We start from the raw sequence: 24,346 nt of genomic DNA, 5'->3' as shown, positions 1-24,346 counted from the left end.
GCGCGATGGTGACACTCGCCGATGTGGCCAGGCACGCCGGCGTCTCGTCGAGCACGGTCAGCTACGCCCTCAGCGGCAAGCGACCGATCTCGGACGAGACCAGGCAGCGCATCGAGCAGGCCATCACGGACCTCGACTACCACCCCCACGCGGGCGCCCGGGCCCTGGCCGGCAAGCGCTCGCACATCATCGCCCTGGTCGTCCCGCTCCATCCCGATGTGCACGTGCCCACGATGACGGAGATCGCCATCGCCGTCACCGTGGCGGCCCGCGAACACGGCTACGACGTCCTGCTGCTCACCAACGACGAAGGGCCCGAAGGCGTCCGCCGCGTCGCCGCCACCGGGCTCGCCGACGGCGTCATCCTGATGGACGTCCGGCTGGACGACGACCGCATCCCGGTCCTGCGCGCCCAGGAGATCCCGGCCGCACTCATCGGCCTGCCCGACGACCCGGCCGGACTCTCCTGCGTCGACCATGATTTCGCCACCGCGGGCGCCCTGTGCGCCGACCACCTGGCCGACCTCGGCCACCGCGACGTCGCCTTCATCGGCTACAGCAGCGGTGTCTACCGGCGGCACGCCGGCTACGCCGAACGCACCCTGAGCGGTTTCCGGGCCCGCGCCGCCCAGCACGGCCTACGCTTCCTGCACCGGCCCTGCGAGGGCACGTACGAGAGCACCGCCGGCACCCTGGCCCGCATCCTCGCGGACCGCCCGGACACCACCGGGTTCGTCGTGCAGAACGAAGCCGCCATCGGGCCACTGCTCAGCCTGCTGCGCGCCGGCGGGCGGACCGTCCCGGAGGACGCCTCGGTCATCGCCATCTGCCCGGACCCGATGGCCGAACTGCACTCCCCCCGGCTCACCTCCGTGAGTGGCCCGAAGAAGGAGCTCGGGCAGGTCGCCGTCGACCAGGTCATGGCAAGGATCGCCGCGACCGCCCGAGGCGACCATGCGCAGGACCAACTCCTTCTGATGCCACCGGAACTGACAGTCCGCGAAAGCACCGCGCCCGCCCCGCACCGCAGTTGACCGACCCACTACCGGAAGGACGGTTCCCCGATGGACATCCGCCGGCTCACCGACCGCCTCGGCGGCCTCGCCTTCGGCGGGGACTACAACCCCGAGCAGTGGGACGAGGAGGTCTGGAAGGAGGACGACGAGCTGATGCGCCGCGCGCGCGTCAACCTGGCGACCGTCGGCGTCTTCTCCTGGGCCCTCCTGGAACCCGAGGAGGGCAGGTACGACTTCGCCTGGCTGGACGCCCACCTGGACCGCCTGCACGCGGCCGGCGTGGCCGTCGACCTGGCCACCCCCACCGCCTCCCCGCCCCCCTGGTTCACCCTGGCCCACCCGGACGCCATGCCCGTCGGGCCGGACGGCACCCGCCTGACCCACGGCAGCCGCGACACCTACTGCCTCTCCGCGCCCGCCTACCGGCAGGCCGCCGCCCGGATCGCCTCGGCGCTCGCCGAGCGCTACGGCAACCACCCCGCGCTCGCCCTGTGGCACGTCCACAACGAGTACGCGACGCTCTGCTGGTGCGACCACACCGCGGCCGCCTTCCGGGTCTGGCTGCGGGAGCGGCACGGCTCCCTGGAGGCGCTCAACGAGGCGTGGGGCACGGACTTCTGGAGCCAGCGCTACACCGCGTGGGAGCAGATCATGCCGCCCCGCGCCACCCAGTGGCACAGGAACCCCGGCCAGACCCTGGACTTCAGCCGCTTCTGGTCCGACGAGACCCTCGCCGCCTACCGCGAGCAGCGCGACACCATCCGCGCCCGCAGCGACCGCCCGGTAACCACCAACCTGATGCTGCCCGACTACCAGAACCTGGACCTGTGGGCGTTCGGCCGCGAGGTCGACCTGGTCGCCATCGACCACTACCCTGGCGCACCCGGCCTCGACGCCGCTACCCATGCCGCCTTCGACGCCGACCGGGCCCGCTCGATCGCCGCCGGAGCTCCCTGGCTGCTGATGGAACAGGGCACCAGCACCGTCTACGCCGGCGGCCGCGTCCTCGCCAAGGAGCCGGGGGACATCCTGCGCCACTCGCTCGCCCACATCGCCCGCGGCTCGGAGGGCACCCTGTTCTTCCAGTGGCGCCAGTCCCGGACCGGCGCCGAGCAGTGGCACTCGGCGATGGTCCCGCACGCCGGTCCTGACAGCCGGATCTTCCGCGAGGTCACGGCGGCCGGAGAGGCCGTCGCCCGGCTCGGCGAACTCGCCGGCTCCACCGTCCGGGCAGAGGTGGCGGTCCTGCACGACTCGGACGCCTGGTGGGCCATGCGCGTGGACGGGCTCCCGTCGTCCGAGCTGGACTACTTCGCCGCACTGCGAGGCGCCCACCGGGTGCTGTGGGACGCCGGTGTCACCGCCGACTTCGCGCATCCCGAGCACGACCTGAGCCGCTACCGGCTGGTCCTCGCCCCCGCCCTGTTCCTGCTCACCGACGCGGGCGCCGAGAACCTCCGCCGCTACGTCGCCGCCGGTGGCACCCTGCTGGTGCAGCACTTCAGTGGCATGGTCGACGAGCGCCTGCACACCCGGCTCGGCGGCTACCCGGCCGCCCCGCTGCGCGAGGCGCTCGGCATCCGGGTCGAGGAGTACCGCCCGCTGCGCCAGGACGAGCGGATCACGCTCTCCGACGGCTCGACGGCCGGCTCCTGGAGCGAGTCCCTGCGCACCGAGGGTGCCGAAACGCTCGCCGCCTACACCCACGGCATGCTGGCCGGCAGCCCGGCTCTCACCCGCCACGACTTCGGCTCCGGCCACGGCTGGTACCTGTCCACCCGCCTCGACGACGCGGGCTACGCGGCACTGGTCGGCCGACTGCTCTCCGAGGCGAACGTCTCCCCCGAGCTGCCCGGCCTGCCGCCCGGCGTCGAAGCCGTGACCCGCCACGCCCCCGACGGCCGGAGCTGGCGACTGCTGCTCAACCACCGCGACGAGGCCGTCCCACTGCCCCGGCCGGGCCACGACCTCCTCACGGACGGGCCCCTGCGCGAACTGCCGCCCGGCGGCTGCGCCGTCCTGCGCGCGCACTGACCTCGCACCCGACGTCTCCCCATCGAGGAAGGCCGCCATGACCGACCCGCACGAGACGATCCGCTGGGGTCACGACGCCCTGGAGCTGGAGGTCGCCCTGGACGAGCACGGCCCGCCGCGCCTGGTCCGCATCGGCGCACCCGGCGAGAAGACCACCGCCCCGCGCCCCGCCGCACCGCTGCCGCTGGTGGAGGTGACAACCGCCGGCCTCGGCCGCTACTGGTCGGGCCGCCACCTCGTCAACACCGTCCTCGGCTCGCGGCTGCGCCACCGCTCGCACCACGCGACCAGGGACGGAGACTGGCACGTGCTCACCGTCGAACTCCACGAGCCCGAGACCGGGCTGACCGCCGAGGCGGTCTACCGGTCCCCCGACGGCCTGCCGGTGCTACGCAGCGAAGTCCTGCTGCGCAACGAAGGGGACCGGACGCTGCACCTGGAGTCGGTCGGCTCGCTCGTCGCGGGTTGCCTCACCGGGGGCGACCCGGTGACCCTGGACGGCGCCGAGCTGCTGTGGGCGGAGAACGAGTGGTTCGCCGAATGCCGCTGGCAGCGCCGGCCGCTACGAATGTCCTCGCCCGAGCGGGGCCGCCGCTTCCACATCACCGCCGGCCGCACCACCCGCGTCGTGGCCGGTCAGGGTGTGTGGTCCAGCTGTGGCCGGCTGCCGATGGGCGGCCTGACGGAACGCGGGTCCGGCCGTACCTGGCTGTGGCAGATCGAGCACAACGGCGGCGGCTGGCGCTGGGAGTGCGGTGTGCGCGACGACACCGCGTACGCGGCACTGTACGGCCCGAACGACGCCGACCACGGCTGGCGCCACCCGCTGGAGCCCGGCGACGGGTTCCGCACCGTGCCGGTGGCCCTGGCGCTGGCCGCGGAGGGCGGCCCCGACGGTGCCTTCGCCGCCCTCACCCGCTACCGCCGCGCCACCCGCCGGCCGCACCCCGACCACCACCGGCTGCCGGTGATCTTCAACGACTACATGAACTGCCTGATGGGCGACCCCACCACGGCCGAGCTGCTGCCGCTGGTCGACGCCGCCGCCGAGGCCGGCGCGGAGTACTTCGTCATCGATGCCGGCTGGTACGACGACGGCGACAACTGGTGGAGCTCCGTCGGGGCCTGGGAGCCGTCAGCCTCCCGGTTCCCCGGCCCGAACGGGATCCACGAGGTGCTGGACCGCATCCGGGAGCGGGGCATGGTCCCCGGCCTGTGGCTGGAGCCCGAGGCGGTCGGGGTGGACAGCCCGGTGGCCGCCTCCCTGCCGGAGGAGGCGTTCTTCCGCCGTGACGGTCGGCAGGTGGAGGAGGGCGGTGGCCGCTACCACCTGGACCTGCGCCACCCGGCCGCCCGGGCCCACCTGGACGGCGTGGTGGACCGCCTGGTCGGCGAGTGGGGCATCGGCTACCTGAAGCTCGACCACAACACCGATCCCGGGTCCGGCACCAGCAGCCACCCGGCCGAGGCCCCGGCGGCCGGCCTGCTCGGCCACAACCGGGCCCAGCTCGACTGGCTGGACGGCATCCTGGACCGGTACCCGGGCCTGGTGCTCGAGAACTGCGCCTCCGGCGGAATGCGGATGGACCACGCCCTGCTCTCCCGACTCCAACTGCAGTCCACCAGCGACCAGCAGGACCTGCTGCGCTACGCCCCGATCGCGGCCGCGGCCCCCACCGCCGTCACGCCAGAGCAGGGCGCCGTCTGGGCCTACCCACTGCCCGGCGACTCCCTCGACGAGGTGGCCTTCACCATGGTGAACGCGCTCCTCGGCCGCATCCACCTCTCGGGCCGCCTCACCGAACTCACCCCGCAGGCCCGGGACCTGGTCCACGAGGCGGTGGCTGTCCACAAGGCGATCCGCGCCGATCTCCGCGAGGCGCTGCCCGCCTGGCCGCTCGGCCTCCCGGGCTGGGAAGACCCGTGGATCTCCCTGGCGCTGCACACCCCGGACACCACCTACGTCACGGCCTGGCGGCGCCCTGGCGGGGAGGCGGCCAGGAACCTCGCCCTGCCCCACCTGGCCGGCGCCGTTGTCCGGGTCGAGGTCCTCTACCCGGCCTCCGGCCGGGTCGGCACCGTCTGGCACCCGGACTCCGCCGAACTCGCCCTGACCCTGCCGGGAGCCCCGTCCGCCGTCCTGCTCCGCCTCACCAGGACTTCTTCCGAAGGGAGTTGACGATGCGCTCCGCGACCGCGCGCGCCCCACCGCGCCGGCCCGCATCCGCACCGAACACGCTTCTCGTCCGGGCCCGATCCCGCGCAGCCGCGCCGGGCCCCACCGTCCAGAACGCGGGAGTCCGACCCCACTCGAACGCCCCGCACCCCCACCCCCTGGAGGGACGCAATGAGAAGGTCAGTCCAGTCATGTCATGAACGCGCCATAGCCATCGCGGCGGCCCTCGCGCTCGCCGCCACCGGCGCGGTCGCCGCCGTCGCGCCGCCCGCCGCCGCCGCGAACTCCGTGTCGGTGTCCGTCGACGCCGCCCTGCAGCTCGCCACCGTCCCCGCCACCGGCGTCGGCGTGAACATCCCGGTCTACGACGCCACCATGAACTCCGCCGCCACGGCCGGCCTGCTCAGCACGGCCGGCTTCAACACCGTCCGCTACCCCGGGCGGCAGCCACTCCGACGTCTACCACTGGAAGACCGGCACCGCCGAGGGCGGCGCGTACGTCGCCCCCAACACCGGCTTCGACGCCTTCATGGGCACCGTGCGCGCCGCCGGGGCACAGCCGATCATCACCGCCAACTACGGCTCCGGCACCCCGCAGGAGGCCGCCGACTGGGTCCGGTACGCCAACGTCACCAAGAGCTACGGCATCAAGTACTGGGAGATCGGCAACGAGGTCTACGGCAACGGCCAGTACGGCGCCAACTGGGAGTACGACACCCACAGCAGCAAGAGCGCGACGACCTACGCGAACAACCTGCTCCAGTACGTCTCGGCGATGAAGGCGGCCGACCCGAGCATCAAGATCGGCGCCGTGCTGACCACCCCCGGTTACTGGCCGGACGGCATCGTCGGTCCGGGCGACACCATGGACTGGAACCACACCATCCTGTCGATCGCCGGCTCGAAGATCGACTTCGCCATCGTGCACGCCTACCCGACCAGCACCAGCCCGGCCGACCTGCTCACCAAGCCGCAGGCCCAGAACCCGGCCATCGCTGGCGCCGTGCGCTCGCTGATCAACCAGTACGCCGGGACCAACGCCCCCAACGTCGGCATCGCGGTGACCGAGGCGAACGCCCAGGCCTACCTGGATACCTCCCCGAACGGCCTGTTCGCGCCGGACAACTACCTCACCTGGATCGAGAACGGCGCGTTCAACGTCGACTGGTGGGACCTGCGCAACGGCACCGACTGCACCAAGGTGACCACCGTCGAGGGCGCCACCGACTACAACGACGGCGGCATGGTCTCCAGCGGCGCCGGCTGCGAGCCGTCCGTCAACACGCCCTTCCCCGCCTACTACGGCGCCCAGATGATCTCCAAGCTGGGCGCGCCCGGGGACACGCTGGTCAAGGCCGCCAGCTCCTCCCCTCTGCTGTCCTCGCACGCCGTGCGGAAGGCCAACGGCGACGTGACCGTCATGCTGATCAACAAGGACCCGAACAACGCCGCCACGGTCAGCTTGTCGTACACCGGCTTCACCCCGTCCTCCGCCACCCCGACCGTCTACTCGTACCTGAAGAACGGTCACTCGATCGGCTTGGCCCAGTCCGGCAGCACCACCGTCCAGACCGTGCCGGCCTACGGGATCACACTGGTGCAGATGCACCCGACCAGCGCGCCCTGCCGGGTCGTCTACAACAAGAACGAGTGGCCGGGCGGCATGGTCGGCACCGTCACCGTCGTCAACAACAGCCTCGGCCAGGTCAACGGCTGGAGCCTCGGCTTCAACTTCACCGGCGACAACGCCATCACCAACACCTGGAGCGCCTCGGTGTCGCAGAGCGGCCCGAGCGTCAACGCCGCCAACGTGTGGTACGACGCCGCCGTCCCGCAGGGCGGAAGCGTCCAGTGGGGCTTCAACGCCACCTGGTCCAGGAGCGACGCCAATCCCTCCGCCTTCTGGTTCAACGGCGCGTCCTGCGCGATCGGCTGAACCCGACCGGTGGTGCCCCGGACTACCCGGGGCACCACCCCCGAACACGAACCACCGAAAGGAACCGACCACGTGTCAGAGCGACCCCAGCCGGCCGGCACCGTCCCCAACCCGGTGATCCCCGGCTTCCACCCCGACCCCAGCATCTGCCGCGTGGGCGACGACTACTACCTGGTGTGCTCCAGCTTCGAGTACTTCCCCGGCATCCCGGTCTTCCGCAGCCGCGACCTGGTGAACTGGACGCAGATCGGCAACGCCCTGGACCGGCCGAGCCAGCTGCGCCTCCCGCGCGACACGCCCTCCTCCGGCGGGATCTACGCCCCCACGCTGCGCCACCACGACGGCCGGTTCTGGCTGATCGTCACCAACGTCAGCGGCGACGGCAACATGATCTTCACCGCGACCGAGCCAGCCGGCCCCTGGTCCGACCCGGTCCGGCTGCCCGGCCTCCACGGCATCGACCCGGACCTCGCCTGGGACGAGGACGGCACCTGCTGGTGCACCGTCGCCGGGGTCTCCCAGGTGTGCATCGACCCGACCACCGGTGAGACCCTCGGCGAGCCGTACCGCATCTGGTCCGGCACCCCCGGCTCCATGGCCCCCGAGGCCCCGCACCTCTACCGGATCGGCGAGTGCTGGTACCTGATGATCGCCGAGGGCGGCACCGAGCGCGGCCACGGCGTCTCCATCGCCCGCGGCCCGTCACCCTCCGGCCCGTTCGAACCGTGCCCGGCCAACCCGGTCCTGACCCACCGCGGCACTGACAGTCCCATCCAGAACACCGGGCACGCCGACCTCGTCCAGGCGCCCGACGGCTCCTGGTGGATGGTGATGCTCGCCGTCCGGCCGCGCGGCGGCACCCCCGGCTGGTACGTCCTCGGCCGGGAGACCTTCCTCGCCCCGGTCGAGTGGGTGGACGGCTGGCCGATGGTCGGCCCGGTCACTCCCGAACTGCCCACCCCGGCCTGGCCGCTGCACCCCGTGCCCGCCGTACCGGCCCGGGACGACTTCGACCAGGCCGAGCTGCACCCCCAGTGGATCTCGCTGCGCGAGCGCCCGGAGCACCTGTGCACCACGAAGGAACGTTCCGGCTGGCTGACCCTGCGCGCCGCCGGCTCCTCCCTGGACGAGAACGACGCGGTCTTCGTCGGCCGGCGCCAGCAGCACCTCGCCTGCCGGGCCCGCACCCTGATCGACCCCGCCGACGGCCGCGGCGGCCTGGCCGTCCGCCTGGACGAGGAGCACCACTACGAGATCGAAGCCGCCGACGGCGAGGTGAAGGTCTTCGCCCGGATCGGCTCGCTGCGCACCGAGCTCGCCGCCCGGCCGGTGCCCGCCGGAGCCGTGGTGCTCGGTGTCGAGATCGTCCCGCGGCCGACGCGCGGCCCACGCACCGGCCCTGACGACATCGTCTTCGGCATCGAGGAGTCCGACGGCACCTTCACCGTGCTCGCTGGCCTCGACGCCCGCTACCTCTCCACCGAGGTGGCCGGCGGCTTCACCGGCCGGGTCATCGGCATGTACGCCGCGGCCGGCACCGTCCACTTCGACCGGTTCGACTACGAGCCCCTCCCGCTCCCCTGACCAACCGTCAGGACTCCCCCACCCCTGTTCCACACGAAAGGGACACCCGTGAACGACGCACAGCAGACCGCACGTCCGCGCAATCGCCGACTCCACCGCACGGCCAGCCTCGTGATGGCGCTGGTCACCGCGGGCAGCCTCGCCGGCGGCACGGCAGTCGCCGCACCGGCCGACCGGGCCAAGGACCGGACCCGGGCGGTCTGGGTCCCGAGCGACCCGATGGCCGCGGTCGCCGCGATGCAGCCCAGCTGGAACCTCGGCAACACCTTCGATGCCATCCCCGACGAGACCTCCTGGGGCAACCCGCTCACCACCAAGGCGACCTTCGACGGCCTCAAGGCGCAGGGCTTCCGCAGCGTCCGCATCCCCGTCACCTGGTACCCCCACCAGTCCACCACCGCGCCCTACACCATCGACCCGGCGTGGATGGCCCGGGTCAAGCAGGTGGTCGACTGGGCCCTGCAGGACGGCCTCTACGTCGAGATCAACGTGCACCACGACTCGTGGCAGTGGATCAGGTACATGTCCACCGACCACGACACCATCATGGCCCGGTTCAACTCGACCTGGCAGCAGATCGCCACCGCCTTCAAGGACGAGCCCCGCGCGCTGCTCATGGAGAGCATCAACGAGCCGCAGTTCGCCGACGCGACGAATGCCCAGCGGACCCAGTACCTGCGGGAGCTCAACACCTCGTTCCACACCATCGTCCGCAACTCCGGCGGGCAGAACAAGGACCGCCTGCTCGTCCTGCCCTCGGAGGAGACCAACAACGCCCAGCACTGGCTCGACGACCTGTCGGCCACGATGAACTCGCTGCACGACCGCAACCTGGTCGCCACCGTGCACTACTACAGCTGGTACCCGTTCAGCGTGAACATCGCCAACGGCCCGACCTACGACGCCACGGCCCAGGCTGACCTGAACGACGGCTTCGCCCGAGTGCACGACACCTTCGTCGCCAAGGGCATCCCCGTCTACCTCGGCGAGTACGGCCTGCTCACCTCGCCCTACTCCGGCGTGGTCGAGCGCGGGGAAATGCTCAAGTACTTCGAGCACGTCAACTACGCGGCGCGGGTCAGCGGCATGACCACCGCCGTCTGGGACGCCGCCAACGACTTCTTGAACCGCTCCACCATGCAGTGGATGGTCCCCGAGATGAAGGCCCTGATCCAGACCTCCTGGCGGACCCGCTCGGGCACCGCATCCACCGACAACATCTTCCTGCCGAAGTCCGGCCCCGTCGCGGCGCAGACCATCATCCTGAACCCCAACGGACAGTGGTTCGCAGGGCTGTGGCAGGGTGACACCCCGCTGATCCCGTACCGCGACTACACCGTCAACGGCAAGCAGCTCACCCTGACCGCCGACGCCCTCACCCGGCTGGCCGGCAACCGGGCTGCCGGCATCAACGCCACTCTCGAGGTCCGGTACTCCGACGGGGTGCCCTGGAAGCTCTTCGTGCGCTCGTACGACAAGCCGGTCATGTCCGACGCCACTGGAACGGCCGCCGGGATCGCCATCCCGACCCGGTTCAACGGTGCCCTGATGGCCAACGTGGAGTCCACGTACGCCGACGGCACCGCCGCCGGCCCGGCCTCCTGGACCACGTTCCAGTCGTTCGACAACTTCCGCGTCGACTACGGCGCCAACACCACCACCGTCAAGCCCGACTTCATCAAGGAGCTCAAGGACGACGCCCCGGTGACGCTCACCTTCCGCTTCTGGACCGGCGACACCGTGACCTACCACCTGACCAAGTCCGGCACCACGGTGACCGGAACCGCCTCCTGAGCCCACCTGTTCACATGGAAGGGACACACCTCGTGAACAACGCGCAGCAGACCTTACGCCGGCGCAGCCGCCGCCTCCACCGGACGGCCGGCCTCGTGGTGGCGCTGGTCACCGCCGGTACGCTCACCGCCGTCCCCGCCTTCGCGGCCGCCCCGGGCGCCGCACAGTCCGCCGGCATGTCCGTCCCCAAGGATCCGATGGCCGCGGTCGCCGCGATGCAGCCCAGCTGGAACCTCGGCAACACCTTCGATGCCATCCCCGACGAGACCTCCTGGGGCAACCCGTTCACCACCAAGGCGCTGTTCGACAGGATCCGGTCGGAGGGCTTCCGCAGCGTCCGCATCCCCGTCACCTGGTCCGGCCACCAGTCCGCCACCGCCCCCTACACCATCGACCCGGTGTGGATGGCGCGGGTCAAGCAGGTGGTCGACCTGGCCCTGGCGGACGGCCTCTACGTCGAGATCAATGTGCACCACGACTCGTGGCAGTGGATCTCCAAGATGTCCACCGACCACGACACCATCATGGCGCGGTTCAACTCGACCTGGCGGCAGATCGCCACCGCCTTCAAGGACGAGCCGCGCAAGCTGCTCATGGAGAGCATCAACGAGCCGCAGTTCTCCGACGCGACCGACGTGCAGCGCACCCAGTACCTGCGGGAGCTCAACACCTCGTTCCACACCATCGTCCGGGGCAGCGGCGGGGTGAACAAGGACCGCCTGCTCGTCCTGCCCTCGGAGGAGACCAACTCCGCCCAGCACTGGCTCGACGACCTGTCGACGACGATGAGCTCGCTGCACGACCGCAACCTGGTGGCGACCGTGCACTACTACAGCTACTGGCCGTTCAGCGTGAACGTCGCCGGTGGCACGACCTACGACGCCACGGCCCAGGCTGACCTGAACGACGGCTTCGCCCGGGTGCACGACACCTTCGTCGCCAAGGGCATCCCCGTCTACCTCGGCGAGTACGGCCTGCTCAGCGAGCCCAACTCCGGCGTCGTCGAGCGCGGGGAGATGCTGAAGTACTACGAGCACGTCAACTACGTGGCCCGGGCCAACGGCATCACCACCGCGCTCTGGGACGACGCCAACTACCTGAACCGCGCCACCATGCAGTGGCGGGACCCGGACCTGATGACCCTGATCAAGTCGTCCTGGACCGCCCGCTCGGGCACCGCCTCCACCGACAACCTCTTCCTGCCGAAGTCCGGCCCCGTCACGGCGCAGACCATCACGCTGAACCGCAACGGGCTCTGGTTCACAGGGCTCTGGCAGGGCGACCGTCCGCTGATCCCGTATGTCGACTACACCGTCAACGGCGATCAGCTCACGCTGACCGCGGACGCCCTCACCCGGCTCGCCGGCGACCGCGCCCACGGGGTCAACGCAACGCTCCAGGTGCGGTACTCCGGCGGAGTTCCCTGGCAGCTCAACGTGCGCTCGTACGACGATCCGGTGCTCGCCGACGCCACCGGGACGGCAGACGGGCTCACCATCCCGACCCGGTTCAACGGCGACCTGCTGGCCACCGTGCAGTCCACGTACGCCGACGGCACCGCCGCTGGCCCGTACGGCTGGACCACGTACCAGGCGTTCGCCAACTACGGCCCCGACTACGGCGCCGACACCACCACCGTCAAGGCCGACTTCCTCAAGTCGCTCAAGGACGACGCCCCCGTGACGCTCACCTTCCAGTACTGGAGCGGCGCCACCATCACCTACCACGTCACCCGGTCCGGCACCGCGGTGACCGGCACCGCCTCCTGATCCGATCACCCGCCAGGCCCCAGCCGACGCGCCCGGCGGCCGGGGCCCTTTCCTTGTCGAGGTGCAGCCGTGTTCCCCCTGCTTCCGCACGTCCTCTTCGGCGCCGCCTACCACCCCGAGTACCAGCCGTACGACTGGTTGAAGGAAGATCTCGACCTGCTGGCGGCGACGAAGTTCACCGTCATCCAGGTCGGCGAGTCGGTCTAATCCATGTCCGGGCCGTCGTGGCGACAGGGCAAGGACACAGCACCGCCGGCGCGTGCCGGGACTGCCCCGCCGAGACAGTGGCCGTCGGCGACATCGCCACGGTTCTGGACGCGGCGCGGGGCGCGGGTGCGACACGATGCCCGTGACCGTGCCGGACGTTCGCACGCCCTTCGCCGACCGGTTCTCGCGGTCCCGTTCGTGATCCCGGCTTGCCGGCCTGGTTCGAATGCAGAGCCCCCCGGGGCCCGGCGACGCACGTCAGCAGTGTCAGCCGACGCCCTGGGCCAGGCGTCGCATGATCGTCATGAGGTCGTCGGACGGGACGATGCTCATCGTCCGGGTCTCGGGGTCGTGGACCGTGATCGATGTCAGGGTTCCGTTGCGCCACCAGAACACGCGGGGCGAGATGGATCCGGGTCCGTCCTCGTAGGCGCCCTGCCCGAACTGGGCCAGGGCGTTGACGGCTTCGACCACGTGCCCGTCGGCGAGCGGGTAGAAGACGAGGTTGTGGCGGTTGGGGACGACGAGCAGCACGCCTTCGTCTGGGAGCGCGGGGCCGCCGGCGACACCCAACGCCTCCTCGAGGACGAGCACCTTGCTGGCCGCGAACACCGACTCGGGGTGGCCGAGGATATGGAGGACGGCGCCACCGGGAAGGTCGACGGTGTCGTAGTTGACTGGCGTGGTGAGCAGGTTGGAGCGTGCGGCCGCCATGAGAGTGTCCCGCTCCACGAGGGCCACGTCCTGGTCGTCGAGGACGCGGACGTTGTCCGGGGTGTCGAGGGCGATGCCCTCCAGGAGGTCCGTGGCGAGCGGGCGCAGGTAGCTGAAATGCTGCCGCGCCTCCGCGGGTATCGACTCCTCGGAGACCAGCCGGAGGTACACGTTGCCCAATGGGTCGAATCCGCTGCCGGGGTTGGAGGTGACTGACAGGTCAGTCATGCGCGGCTCCTTCGGGAGTATGCGACTGCGGTAGGGCCAGGGCTTCGTCTGGCGGCCAGTGCGTCGGCGATGCACTGGCGGATCTTCTTGATCAGATCACACCACTCCGACACCGCCCGACACGAGTTGACATGCCCAACACCAAGCAGAGGGGCAGGGTGGGCGCGGCTGGAAGGGGCCGATCTGTGGAGGGATCAGCCTGCTTGCAGCATGGCTTGCACAGAGAACTGCTGCTCGTGCTCGGCGCGCGCGGCTTCCAGCAGGCTGCGCCAGGAGTCGACGGCGGGACGTCGGCGCAGCAGGGAGCGGCGGTCGCGTTCGGTCATGCCGCCCCAGATGCCGTGCTCGATGCGATGGTCGAGGGCGTAGCCGAGACACTCGGTGCGTACCGGGCAGCCAGCACACAGGGCCTTGGCGCGGTTCTGCGCGGCGCCGTCGACGAACAGGTCGTCGGGGTCAGCCTGCCGGCACAGCCCTGACGTGGCCCAGTCGGTCTCGTCGTTCACCGGAACCGCCCTTCCCCCAAATCCGGTCTCGGATCTCCCACCCTACGCAAGATGTGTGAGGAGTGAGGAACGGCAGGCCGGACGCGAACGGCACGGCCGCGCTGCACACGGTCCGCCGGTCGGGCGGCTGCTCCCCCTGAAACCCGGACGACGGTTGGCCACGCGGTCTCTTGAGATGCGGATGCTGCCATCCGCTGTGGCGAACAGACTGCCCTGCTCAACGGGACTCGGTCCCACCAGCGTGAATGACCCTCGCGCCGTCGCTTCGCAGGGTCCCGGCGCGGTCCCACGGGTGGCGACCGAGGCGCTGCCCCAGTCCCCAGTTGAGCCCGTTTTTCCGTCAAGTGCCAGTCATGGCAACCGCGTTCACTAATGCTGGACTATTGACTGATTCATGACATTCAGTCACCATCGGCTGGGCGCGCCTCGTTCCTCCCTCCGTTCCTGCGGACCCCCACAGGAGGACAGTCATGCGACTGCCCCGACGCGGTCGGCCGGCCCTCGCCGTCGCCGCCCTGCTCTCGCTCGCCCTCGCCACGCCCCTCACCATGACTTCCGCATCCGCCCGGCCCGGCGCCCCCAACATCACCGTCGACGAGACCGTCAGGCAGTACGCGGTCGACGGCCCGAGCACCGTCGCCGAGCGGACCGTGATCGCCGCCACCGGCGCTTCCATCGACGAGGTGGACGCCCGCTCCCTGGTGGTCAGCGCCAACGCAGCCGAACTGTTGCGGCTCAGGGCGCTCGGCTGGAACCCCATCGCTCTGCCCGGCCGTGAGCAGGAAGCCCCGCAGCTCAGTACCACGCTCAACGACTTCCCGAGCAAAGACTCCGCCTACCACAACTACGCCGAGACCACCGCCGACATCAATGCGGTGGTCGCCGCCCACCCATCGATCATGAGCAAGCAGGTGATCGGTACGTCATACGAGGGCCGAGACATCGTCGCGGTGAAGGTGAGTGACAACGTCACCACCGACGAAAGCGAGCCCGAGGTACTGTTCACCTTCCACCAGCACGCCCGCGAGCACCTCACCGTCGAAATGGCGCTCTACCTGCTGCACGAGTTCGGCGACAAGTACGCGAGCGACTCGCGAATCGCGAACATCGTCAACAGTCGGGAGATCTGGATCGTCCCGGACCTCAACCCGGACGGTGGCGAGTACGACATCGCGACCGGCAACTACCGCAGCTGGCGCAAGGACCGACAACCCAATACCGGCAGCAGGTACATCGGCACCGACCTCAACCGGAACTGGAACTACAAGTGGGGCTGCTGCGGAGGCTCCTCCGGTTCCACCTCCAGCGAGACCTACCGGGGCAGCGCACCCGAATCCGCAACGGAGACCAAGGTGGTCGCCGACTTCGTCCGCACCCGGGTGGTCAGCGGCAAGCAGCAGATCACCGCGGCCATCGACTTCCACACCTACAGCGAGCTGGTGCTGTGGCCGTTCGGCTGGACCAGCGCGGACACCGCGAGCGGCATGACGGCCGACGAGGCGAAGACCTTCGCCACTTTCGGCCGCACCATGGCCGCCACCAACGGCTACACCCCCGAGCAGTCCAGCGACCTGTACATCACCGACGGGTCGATCGACGACTGGCTGTGGGGCGCGCACCGGATCTTCGCGTACACCTTCGAGATGTACCCGACCTCCAGCAGCGGCGGCGGCTTCTACCCGCCCGGCTCGGTCATCGACCGGGAGACCAGCCGCAATCGAGAGGCGGTGCTGCTCCTGCTGGAAAACGCCGACTGCATGTACCGGGCGATCGGCAAGCAGCAGCAGTACTGCGGCATCGCGAACTGAGCTCCGGTAGGGGCGGTTCGCAACGCCACTGACCATCTCCTCGTCAACCCGTGCGCCATCGTACCGATGATGCAGGCCGTTCTTGCCGGCGCCGGCAAGAACGGCCTGCTGCCGAGGCTGGTCCCCGGCAGCAGGCACAACTACCGGCCGAGCACGCTGACTGATGCCGGAGGAACCTCACCGACAGCCGGGCCGTCAGCGCCGGTCCGGGCGGCGGGCGCAGCGGCAGGAGGCCTGCCGCGCCCGCCCGTGCACGTGCGGAGGTTGGCGCGGCGCCGATCGGCTCACTCAGCAGCGCGACCCGCCGGTGGTGGATCTTGCGTTCCCACGGCGGCTGGTGGCGGGGGTTGGCGGAGCGAGTGTGACGCCTCAGCAGGTCGGTGAGTCGGGTGTCGGTGGTGGGCCGGAGCCGAGTGCCGGGGTCCAGTCGCCGAGGGCGGAACCGGCTTCTCACGATGCCGCGTCTCCGCCCACGGCGGTCTGGGCGGTCCGGCGTCCAGCTGTCGGAGCAGAAGGGGAATCGGATGTGCCGCGTCCTGTCGCGTTCCGTCCTGGCGGCGCTGGCCTTGCTGCTGACCGCGGCCTGTGGCAGCGCCGCGCCGGCGAAGGAAAGCGCGCATGAGTACACCGCGCGGCAGAGCATCTGTGCGGCGCTGCCCTTGGACGTCCTGACGGATCCGCTGGGCGACCCGGACGAGAAGCCCGTCCCGACGAGCGGCGAGGTCGAAAACGCGCCGCAGGGCCGGTGCCGCGCGTCCTACTGGGGGAAGGACACTTCGCCGTACGCGAAATCCAGGGTCTTCGTCTACGTCACCTACCTGCCCGGTCCGGCCGACGCGCGCAGCCGCTACGCCTCCCAGCTCGGGAACGACCCCACCTTCGCAGTCGGAGGCAAGGTCTCCGAGGTGAAGGGCGTGGGCCAGGCCGCTTATCGCTACCGGAACACCGTCGGATCCGGCACCCCCCGCCCACAGCTGGAGCTGATCGCCCAGGACGGCAACGCGCTGATCGAGGTCATCGTTCACGCCGGCCTCCAGCAGACACCGGACGAGAAGACCCTCACCGCACTCGAGGACCGGACGGCCGTCTTCGCCGACGGGGCCCTCAAGGCCCTGCGCGCCTGACCGGAAGCAAGCGTGAGATCCCGACGCGGACGCGGCCACGCCCCCCGAATCCCGATTGACCTGCGGTGAATGACTGAAGCGTGATTTCGAAGGAACGCGCCGTCGAGCTTGTCGAGTCCCAGCTGGCCCGAGAGCGGCGGACATGGGCGGGACCGTTCCGCGAGCTCGCCGTATGCGACGCGGAGGAGCATGCGGTCGGCTGGCTCGTCTTCTGGAACTCGGCGGAGTACGCCCGCACCCGTGATGTTCGCGACAGCCTTGTTGGGCAGCGGCCTTACCTGGTGGACCGGCACGACAGCAGCATCCACCATGTCCCCGCTACCACATGGATGGCCGAGAACTGCGAGGAGCTCTACCTCCAGCGGATCAAGGGCCATCCGAAGTAGACCACCACCCGCGCCGGCAGCCGGCGTCGCCGCAGCTCACGTCCGCCGGTCGCGTCGACCACCTCATCCACCAGCGCCGGTGGAAACACCCTCGTCGCACACCCAGCGCGATCCGGTCCACCAACTGCACACCCGGCCCCGCCGGCATCCCGCCCACACCAACTCAACGAGCCAGGCCCCATGAAGTCAGCGGCAGTGCGCATACGCACCCGGGCTGAACGCGGTCGAGTACCTGTGGGCCCTCGTCAAACGCAGTCTGGCGAACCTCGCCAGCGTCGCCCTCGACCGGCTCGAAGCCCTCGTCCGCAACCGCCTCAAACGACTGCAGTTCCGCTCGGACCTCCTCGACGGCTTCCTCACCGGGACCGGACTCTCCCTCGACCTCCCACCGCCATCACCTTGAAGCGCCGAGGTCAGTAGCCAGCGGGCGCCGGCGGACTCCCAGCCCTGGACGGTACCGAGGTCCCGGCCGATGTCTTCCGCGAATCGGGTCTGGGTGCGCGGGATGCTCTCGTGCAAGAGGCGCAGCAGGTAACCGGAGACGACTCCGACTTCCGCGCGGCTTCGTTCCCGTGGTGCCATCCGCGTCCACCCTGGGCGTGGTCGGTACGGGTCAGCGCCAGCCGTACGTCGGGTCGTGTATGGGTGGCAGCGGAACGGGCTGGTGGTGCCGGTGGCGAGGGCTGAGAAGTCGGGTCGGACCAGGCTGCAGGTGCAGGGTGGCCGCCTGCGGCGACCGGATCCAGTCCGCCTGTCGCCAATGGCGGGTGAATGGGGCAGACCTGGCTGCGATTGACAATGTCAACAACACAGTTCCGTCGGATAATCCACCCATGGCGCGACCAGTCGGACACGTCGTGATCGAACGGCAACGGGCGGCCCGCATGGCGGACCGCCCGTTGCCGTTGCCGCTGATGGGCGCCCGTCAGCCGATGGCGGCGAGAACCTCGTTCGCCGCCCGGGCGCCCTCGACGGCGCCGCCGTTCATGTAGCCCTGGAAGTCGTACGAGGTGTGCTCGCCGGCGAAGTGCAGGTTGCCCTGTGCGGTGCCCTCGTAGCCCGCGTAGGTGGTCAGGTAGCCCACCGGCCAGTACGAGTAGGCGCCGTACGAGTACGGGTTGAGGTGCCAGGCGGACAGCGTGGCCTTGCCGTTCCAGGCGGCCTTGGTGCCCGGCCAGATCGAGTCGATCTGGCCGAGGTAGTTGTCCACCAGGTTGCGGGTGTACGCGGTGGACGCGGTGGTGAACGCCGACGGCGGGGTGAGGCCGCGGGCGAGGCTGCCGCCGCCGTACTGGACCAGGATGCCGTTGCTGCCGGCCTGGCCGCGGGTGACGTCCCAGGCCTGCTGGTACGGGAGGTCGGCGAAGCACTCGCCGTTGGAGACGCCCGGCCAGACGCCGGTGCCGGACCAGGAGTTCCGGTTGGTGAACTGCATGTTGAGCTTGGTGCAGGCGCCCATCCGCATGTGGGCGAGGACGCCCTTCATCATCTGGTCGAGCCCGGCCTTCGACAGGTCGACGTGGCTCTGCAGGATCGGCAGCGGGACGGCCAGGATGGTGTGGTCGGCGACCACCGTCTCGGTGCCGCCGCCGTCCAGGGCGAAGGTGAGGGTCTGGCTACCGTCGGCGTTCTTCACCACGGCCTGCAGGGTGTGTCCCATCTGCACCGTGCCGGTCGGCAGAGCCGCGGCGATGGCGCGCGGGACCTGGTCGTTGCCGCCGGTGATGTGCCAGCGCTCGTCGGAGCCGCCCCAGATGGAGAGGTTGCCCGGGCTGGACTGCCAGGAGAGCATCACCAGCATCGCGTACGAGGACTGTGTGGTGGTGTCCGCGCCGTACTCGACCGCGTAGGCGCAGTCCAGCAGGGCGCCGAGGTCACTGCCGAAGCCGCCCGGCACCCGGGAGTTGATCCAGTCGCGGATCGACAGGTTGTCGAGGGCGACCGAGGCGGCGTTGTGGCTGTTCCAGGTGGGCGCCGAGCCGCCGGCCTGGATGTCGGACTTGATCGACTGCCAGATCTGCTTGAAGTCGTTGTCGACCTGGTCCTTCGGGTAGTAGTGCCCGTTGAAGTGGAAGATGCCCTCGGCACCGGGCGGCAGGTCGGCGGCGACGTCGGTCAGGCCGAGGCCGAAGCGCTGGCAGAGGTTCTTGATGGCGTGGTGGCCGGTGTCGACCAGTTCGCCGCCCCATTCGGAGACCTGGCCCTGGTTCCACAGGCCCGGGCCGGAGGGGCTGCCGCCGGAGTACATCCGGCCGCCGATCCGGGTCGGGTTGGCCTCGTAGACGGTGGCGGCGACGCCCTTGTCGGCGAGGGTGAGGGCGGCGTTCAGGCCGGAGATGCCGGCGCCGATGATGGCGATCCTCGGCGAGCCGACGACCTTCGGGGTGGTGACGGGTGCCGCGTGCGCCTTGGCGCCGCCGGACAGCGCCGCGGCGCCGGTCAGGCCGATGCCGAGGGCGGCGGCCCGGCCGAGCAGCGCGCGGCGGGAGACGCCGTCCGGCTCGGCGCGGGCCTCGTCACGGAGGCCGCGGTACTCGTCGGCCGGCAGGCGCAGCCGGTCGGCGACCGCCTGGTCGGCCAGGAGGTTGCGGATCAGCCGGGCTTGGTGGGTGCGTGCCATGTGGGGGGACAGCCTTTCCGTTCTCGGTGGGGTCAGCCTGCGAAACGGGGGGTCGGACTGCGGGGAGGTGGCCTTGGGGGCGGCCGGCGGGGGTCGGACCGCGGTGAGTCAGACTGCGGCCGGCGCGGGCTCCTCGTCCTCGCGCTCCTGGGCGTTCTCGACGACGAGACGGCCCATCACCTCGTACTTCTCGGGGTTCCTGGCCTTCATCCAAAGCCCGAGGGCGATGCCGCCGAGGAACACCGCGGCGACGATCCACGGGATGAACCTGAAGAAGAGGATCTTGGAGGCGGCGCCGGCGGCGGTGTCCAGGTTCATCACCAGCAGCACGATCGCGGCGATCATGCCGAGGCCGCCGAGCAGCGGCGCGGTGAAGGTGCGGAACCAGTGCCGCGACTCGGGGTGGTTGCGCCGGAAGTACGCGATCACCGCGAAGGAGCAGAGGGTCTGCACCACCAGCAGGGCGAGCGTGCCGAGGATCGCCGTGAGGGTGTAGAGGCTGACGTACGGGTCCTGGCCGGTCACCCAGAAGGCCACGGTGATCGCCAGCGCGATGCCGGTCTGGGTGAAGGAGGCGATGTACGGAGAGCCGTGCTTGGCGTGCGTGCGCCCCAGGGCCGGGTGCAGGAAGCCCTCGCGGCCGATCGCGTACAGGTAGCGGGAGGCACACTGGTGGAAGGCCATGCCGCAGGCGAAGGCGCTGGTCACCATCAGCCACTGGAAGGCGGTGACCGCCCAGTGGCCCAGGTACTGCTGGGCGGGGGCGAGGAACAGGTCGAGCGGGCTCGAACCAGTGGCGATGTCGAGGGACTTGGCCGGGCCGTTGCCGCTCAGCACCATCCAGGAGACAAAGGTGTAGAGCACGCCGAGCAGGACCACCGCGAGCAGGGTGGCGCGCGGGATGATCCGCTTCGGGTTGCGGGACTCCTCGCCGTACATCGCGGTCGACTCGAAGCCGATCCACGACCAGAAGCAGAAGAACAGGCCGACACCGGCGTTGATCCCGGCGAAGGCGCCGGTGGGGTTGAGCGAGGACAGGTGCAGACCGTCCGGGCCGCCGCCGTGCGCCAGCACCGAGCCGGCCAGCAGGATCAGCATCAGCACCTCTCCGACCAGGAAGACGCCGAGGATCTTCGACGCCACCTCCAGGTCGAAGTACGACAGGATCGAGGTGATCGCCAGCATCGCCAGCGCGAACACCTGCCAGGGCAGGTCCACGCCGAACTGCGACTCCACGGCCTGCTGGCCGAAGTACGCGAAGATGCCGACGATCGAGGCCTCGAACACCACGTAGGCGAGGATCGCGAGCAGGCCGGACGCCATGCCGACCACCCGGCCCAGGCCGTGCGAGACGTAGCCGTAGAAGGCGCCGGCGGTGGTGATGTGCCGGGCCATCGCCACGTAGCCGATGGTGAAGACGGTCAGCACCAGGGTGACGAAGAGGAAGCCGGCCGGCGCGTGGACGCCGTTGCCGCCGCCGACGATCACCGGCAGGTTGCCGGTCATCGCGGTGATCGGTGCGGCTGTCGCCAGCGCCATGAAGATCACGCCGGTCAGTCCGACGGAGTTCGCCTTGAGGCGTTGGACGGTCGGTGGGTCCTGGACGGCGGTGGACTGCTCGACGGTGGACACAGGCAACTCCCTCGGGGCGGAACGTGCGGGGGCGGCGCGAGAAGGCTCCGCAGCGCGCGGAGTCGGCCCAGTGTGCGGTGCGTCACGCCACTGGCGGGATGTGCATCGTGTAGCGGGGGCTGTTAAAGGCTTGACGACATGTCACACCCCGGCCCACCGGCGTCATCCGCCCCGTTGACCACACGTGGTCCACACCTCATGCTGCGATCCGCCCCGGGGCCGTCCCGTCCGCCTGGAGGCGTTGCACGCGCATTCCGTCCAACAGGCTCCGCACGATCATCGGCACCACCGCGCTGCTGGGCGCGGCACTCGTACCCGTCGGACCGCCGGCCGCGGCCGCCGCGGGCACCCCGCTCCAGGTATATGGCGCCTGGCACTGCAGCGACGACGCCTGTATCTGGGGCACCGTCCGCGACATGGCCGAATTCGACGCGAAGAACCACTGGCTGATCGACTGCGGCGACGGCCGCCCCTCCTTTCGGGGAGGTCCCGTCGTCCAGGCCGCTATCCGGCTCGCCCGAGGCGGGCGCCGCCGGGGACTCTGCTCCAGGCTCCGCCGGGGGCTGTGCTGCGTGCTCCGCCGGGGGCTGTGCTGCATGCTCCGCCGGGGGCTTCCCGATCCCCGCAAACGCGAGGCCGACGGCGGTCATAGTGCGCAGCGCGATCGAGGAGAGGTATCCCCAGCGAACACGGGGTCGGGGGGTGAAGTGGCTATGCATTAGACCGTGTCCTATTGACGGCTGGCCATGTCAGCCTCCCCGCCCAGGTCGACGACTGTGTCGGCATCGGCCGGACTGGCGGGAGGTGCAGACGGCGGCCCGGTGACCGTTCGTGGCAGGTGATCGTCCTCGAGGCGGCCGCCCGTGGGTCTCCCGGCAGGTTCCACGGGTCCTGTCCGGGGGTCGTGCCGCTGCGGTAGGCGGCGGCCTGGGTGTCGAACATCTTGGCGTAGACGCCGCCGAGCCCTGGAGCCTTGCCGGTCGCCTGCGGCGCGGGTGGCTTCGCCAGCGTCCTTGCGGCACGCTCAGGAAACGGTAGGTCAGCGGTGGTGACGGCGGTCCTGCCCGACATCGTCATGCGAGAGCCACCGAGCCGTCATCGGCGCTGCTCTGCACCGTTCTTGATCGCTCCCTCATGAGGCCGCCGGAGCTGCCGGACGTCGGTGCGGATGATGACATGCGCGGCGAGCGAGCCCGCTACCCCACCGATGGCCGCCACTCACTCCTTCGCGCCGGCAGCGAGTCCTTTCGAATGTCTTCGACGCCGTCGCGATTCGGCAGGCGTCGACCACTGACAGCGATGACGTGGCCGGCGGTCGTGGGCCAGAGCGGACACGGTGGCCCACGGCCGTGTCTGGCGCTGCCGGGTCCGCATCACCGCCACAGCGGGCCCAGCACCCGAATGAGATGAAATCCGGCAGGTATGCGACCATCGCGCCATGTTCAGCACGTTTCCACCGGACGGGGGTCCCGACTCCCCGGCCGACCCGCGCCGCCGTCTCCTGCTCGAACTGGGTGCTGCCCTGCTGAGCGGCGGCCTGCCCGTCCACGACGTGGAGGAGGAGCTGCGCGGGCTCGGGCGGGCGCTGGGAGCGCCCGATGTCCGGGTCGCTGCCTTCACCACCGGACTGTTCGTCGCGCTGGGCGCGGACGACGCGACCGTGCTCGAGCCCACCGGTCCCGCACTGCGGTTCGAGCAGACGGCCGACATCCTCGACGTGGTCCACCGGCTGCGCGCGGGCACACTCGACGGACACCAGGCGCTGTGCGATCTGGACGCGATCCGCCGGGCGCCTGCCCGCTGGCCCACCTGGGTCGCCGACCTCGGGATGCTGCCGGTCGGGGTGGGGCTCTGTCTCTTCCTGCAACCGGTGGCGGTGAACGTCCTCGCCGCCGCCATCGGCTCGCTGATCGTGGTGGGCCTGACCATGACGGCCCGCCGGCTGCCGCTGCTGCGACCGCTGCTGCCGGTCACCGCCGGCTTCCTGGTCTCCGTCCTGGTGCTGGGGGCCGCCCGGGCGTCGCTGCTGGACGGGCCGCTGCGCACGATCGTCGCCACCCTGGCGATACTGCTGCCGGGCGCGCTGCTGGTGACCGGGCTTTCGGAGATCGCCGCAGGTGCGGCCAGCGCGGGGACGGCCAGGCTGGTGTCCGGCTCCGTGCAGCTGGCGCTCTTTCTCGCCGGTGTGGTGAGTGCTGCCGCCGCCACCGGCGTTCCCGCCTCCGCGCTGGCCAACACCCGGGTAGCAACGCCGAGTTGGTGGGTGATCTGCCTGGGACTGGCGCTCGCCGTGGCCGGACTCGTGATCAACATCAACGCCCCGCCGCCGGCCATCCCGTGGATCGTCGCGGTGATCGCGGTCACGGCCGCCGTCGCGGTACCGGTGACCTCCGCCAACGGCGCGGCACTCGGCGGCCTGGCCGGCGCGATCACCGCCGCGGCCGCGGCCACCGTCGCGCACTGGCTGCCGCACGGCCCGTCGTGGCAGGTGTTGTACCTCCCCGCGTTCTGGGTCGTGGTGCCCGGCTCCCTCGGCCTGCTCAACACCGCACAGATCGAGGTCGGCAACGGGGCGCACGCCGTCCTCGCCGCGGTGTCCGCCCTGTTCGGCGTCAGCGTCGGCACCCTGATCGGCTCGGTGATCAGCCGGATCCCCCGGCCTACGGCCGCTCTGCTGCGGCCGCGTTCCTGACCTGCGCACGGCCGGCACATCGCCGACTTCACGCCTGTCCGCAGCCCGGCCCCTGCACCACCCGCTACCGACGGTCCGGTCGAGGCCGAGTGTTCGAGCAGCGACCGACGCAGCGCCGCC

16 protein-coding genes and 1 pseudogene are annotated in these 24,346 nt (G+C 70.6%); 12 read left to right on the top strand and 5 right to left on the bottom strand.

All coding sequences use genetic code 11. The annotated features are described in order from the left end of the window. Positions 1–5 precede the first annotated feature (5 nt). The 8 genes from KSNIM_RS37810 (at position 6) to KSNIM_RS37775 (ending at position 12,516) form a co-directional block, all read left to right on the top strand. Entirely contained in the window at positions 6–1,034 is a 1,029-nt protein-coding gene (locus KSNIM_RS37810) for a LacI family DNA-binding transcriptional regulator (RefSeq protein ID WP_263107705.1), read from the top strand. 30 nt (positions 1,035–1,064) lie between these two features. Then, positions 1,065–3,050, top strand: coding sequence for a beta-galactosidase (locus KSNIM_RS37805; protein ID WP_263107704.1), 1,986 nt, complete (start codon positions 1,065–1,067; stop codon positions 3,048–3,050). Between the two features lie 37 nt (positions 3,051–3,087). After that, complete coding sequence (locus KSNIM_RS37800; protein WP_263107703.1) at positions 3,088–5,229, top strand: glycoside hydrolase family 36 protein; 2,142 nt, start codon at positions 3,088–3,090, stop codon at positions 5,227–5,229. A 526-nt stretch (positions 5,230–5,755) separates the two neighbouring features. Beyond that, positions 5,756–7,162 (top strand): cellulose binding domain-containing protein, encoded by a 1,407-nt coding sequence (locus KSNIM_RS37795; protein WP_263107702.1) that lies wholly within the window; start codon positions 5,756–5,758, stop codon positions 7,160–7,162. Between the two features lie 72 nt (positions 7,163–7,234). After that, a complete protein-coding gene (locus tag KSNIM_RS37790; RefSeq protein WP_263107701.1) occupies positions 7,235–8,746 on the top strand; it encodes a glycoside hydrolase family 43 protein in 1,512 nt (503 codons plus the stop codon). A 48-nt stretch (positions 8,747–8,794) separates the two neighbouring features. Continuing rightward, entirely contained in the window at positions 8,795–10,540 is a 1,746-nt protein-coding gene (locus KSNIM_RS37785) for a cellulase family glycosylhydrolase (RefSeq protein ID WP_263107700.1), read from the top strand. 32 nt (positions 10,541–10,572) lie between these two features. Beyond that, positions 10,573–12,309: a cellulase family glycosylhydrolase gene (locus tag KSNIM_RS37780; RefSeq protein WP_317634099.1), complete on the top strand. Its 1,737-nt coding sequence runs from the start codon at positions 10,573–10,575 to the stop codon at positions 12,307–12,309. A 69-nt stretch (positions 12,310–12,378) separates the two neighbouring features. Continuing rightward, positions 12,379–12,516, top strand: a complete 138-nt coding sequence (locus KSNIM_RS37775; protein ID WP_263108269.1) for a hypothetical protein — start codon at positions 12,379–12,381, stop codon at positions 12,514–12,516. 267 nt (positions 12,517–12,783) lie between these two features. Here the strand turns inward: KSNIM_RS37775 and KSNIM_RS37770 are convergent, their stop codons facing one another. Beyond that, positions 12,784–13,458: a hypothetical protein gene (locus KSNIM_RS37770; protein WP_263107698.1), complete on the bottom strand. Its 675-nt coding sequence runs from the start codon at positions 13,456–13,458 to the stop codon at positions 12,784–12,786. 194 nt (positions 13,459–13,652) lie between these two features. Continuing rightward, entirely contained in the window at positions 13,653–13,964 is a 312-nt protein-coding gene (locus tag KSNIM_RS37765) for a WhiB family transcriptional regulator (protein WP_263107697.1), read from the bottom strand. Positions 13,965–14,434: 470 nt separating this feature from the next. On the opposite strand from KSNIM_RS37765, the gene KSNIM_RS37760 reads away from it, so the two are divergent. The 3 genes from KSNIM_RS37760 to KSNIM_RS37750 all read left to right on the top strand — a co-directional run bounded on the left by KSNIM_RS37760 (position 14,435) and on the right by KSNIM_RS37750 (position 17,282). Further along, positions 14,435–15,772: a M14 family metallopeptidase gene (locus KSNIM_RS37760; RefSeq protein WP_263107696.1), complete on the top strand. Its 1,338-nt coding sequence runs from the start codon at positions 14,435–14,437 to the stop codon at positions 15,770–15,772. A gap of 524 nt (positions 15,773–16,296) precedes the next feature. Beyond that, positions 16,297–16,896, top strand: coding sequence for a hypothetical protein (locus KSNIM_RS37755; protein WP_263107695.1), 600 nt, complete (start codon positions 16,297–16,299; stop codon positions 16,894–16,896). Positions 16,897–16,976: 80 nt separating this feature from the next. After that, complete coding sequence (locus KSNIM_RS37750) at positions 16,977–17,282, top strand: YrhB family protein (RefSeq protein WP_263107694.1); 306 nt, start codon at positions 16,977–16,979, stop codon at positions 17,280–17,282. Here KSNIM_RS37750 and KSNIM_RS37745 read toward each other — a convergent pair. The 3 genes and pseudogenes from KSNIM_RS37745 to KSNIM_RS37730 all read right to left on the bottom strand — a co-directional run. Further along, a pseudogene (locus tag KSNIM_RS37745) lies at positions 17,276–17,464 on the bottom strand (transposase domain-containing protein); the annotation flags it as partial. The gene KSNIM_RS37750 and the pseudogene KSNIM_RS37745 overlap by 7 nt on opposite strands. 743 nt (positions 17,465–18,207) lie before the next feature. Next, positions 18,208–19,902 carry a flavin monoamine oxidase family protein gene (locus KSNIM_RS37735; protein WP_263107693.1) on the bottom strand — a complete coding sequence of 565 codons (1,695 nt, stop codon included), beginning with the start codon at positions 19,900–19,902 and terminating at the stop codon, positions 18,208–18,210. A gap of 108 nt (positions 19,903–20,010) precedes the next feature. Continuing rightward, on the bottom strand, positions 20,011–21,441 hold the full coding sequence (locus tag KSNIM_RS37730) for an APC family permease (protein ID WP_263108252.1): 1,431 nt from the start codon (positions 21,439–21,441) through the stop codon (positions 20,011–20,013). Positions 21,442–22,972: 1,531 nt separating this feature from the next. Here KSNIM_RS37730 and KSNIM_RS37725 point away from each other — a divergent pair. Continuing rightward, entirely contained in the window at positions 22,973–24,226 is a 1,254-nt protein-coding gene (locus tag KSNIM_RS37725) for a threonine/serine exporter family protein (RefSeq protein ID WP_263107692.1), read from the top strand. Positions 24,227–24,346 lie beyond the last annotated feature (120 nt).

This window comes from Kitasatospora sp. DSM 101779, from assembly GCF_025655475.1.
Taxonomy (GTDB): Bacteria; Actinomycetota; Actinomycetes; order Streptomycetales; family Streptomycetaceae; genus Kitasatospora.
Note: the sequence above shows the minus strand (reverse complement) of the source record. Positions and strands in the feature narration are given on the sequence as shown.

Excerpts from the sequence above, each read along its gene's own strand:
- KSNIM_RS37755 (WP_263107695.1), top strand. The coding sequence starts at position 16,297 with ATGTGCCGCGTCCTGTCGCGTTCCGTCCTGGCGGCGCTGGCCTTGCTG.
- KSNIM_RS37760 (WP_263107696.1), top strand. The coding sequence starts at position 14,435 with ATGCGACTGCCCCGACGCGGTCGGCCGGCCCTCGCCGTCGCCGCCCTG.
- KSNIM_RS37735 (WP_263107693.1), bottom strand. The coding sequence starts at position 19,902 with ATGGCACGCACCCACCAAGCCCGGCTGATCCGCAACCTCCTGGCCGAC.
- KSNIM_RS37730 (WP_263108252.1), bottom strand. The coding sequence starts at position 21,441 with ATGGCGCTGGCGACAGCCGCACCGATCACCGCGATGACCGGCAACCTG.
- KSNIM_RS37725 (WP_263107692.1), top strand. The coding sequence starts at position 22,973 with ATGTTCAGCACGTTTCCACCGGACGGGGGTCCCGACTCCCCGGCCGAC.
- KSNIM_RS37810 (WP_263107705.1), top strand. The coding sequence starts at position 6 with ATGGTGACACTCGCCGATGTGGCCAGGCACGCCGGCGTCTCGTCGAGC.
- KSNIM_RS37800 (WP_263107703.1), top strand. The coding sequence starts at position 3,088 with ATGACCGACCCGCACGAGACGATCCGCTGGGGTCACGACGCCCTGGAG.
- KSNIM_RS37805 (WP_263107704.1), top strand. The coding sequence starts at position 1,065 with ATGGACATCCGCCGGCTCACCGACCGCCTCGGCGGCCTCGCCTTCGGC.
- KSNIM_RS37795 (WP_263107702.1), top strand. The coding sequence starts at position 5,756 with ATGGGCACCGTGCGCGCCGCCGGGGCACAGCCGATCATCACCGCCAAC.
- KSNIM_RS37770 (WP_263107698.1), bottom strand. The coding sequence starts at position 13,458 with ATGACTGACCTGTCAGTCACCTCCAACCCCGGCAGCGGATTCGACCCA.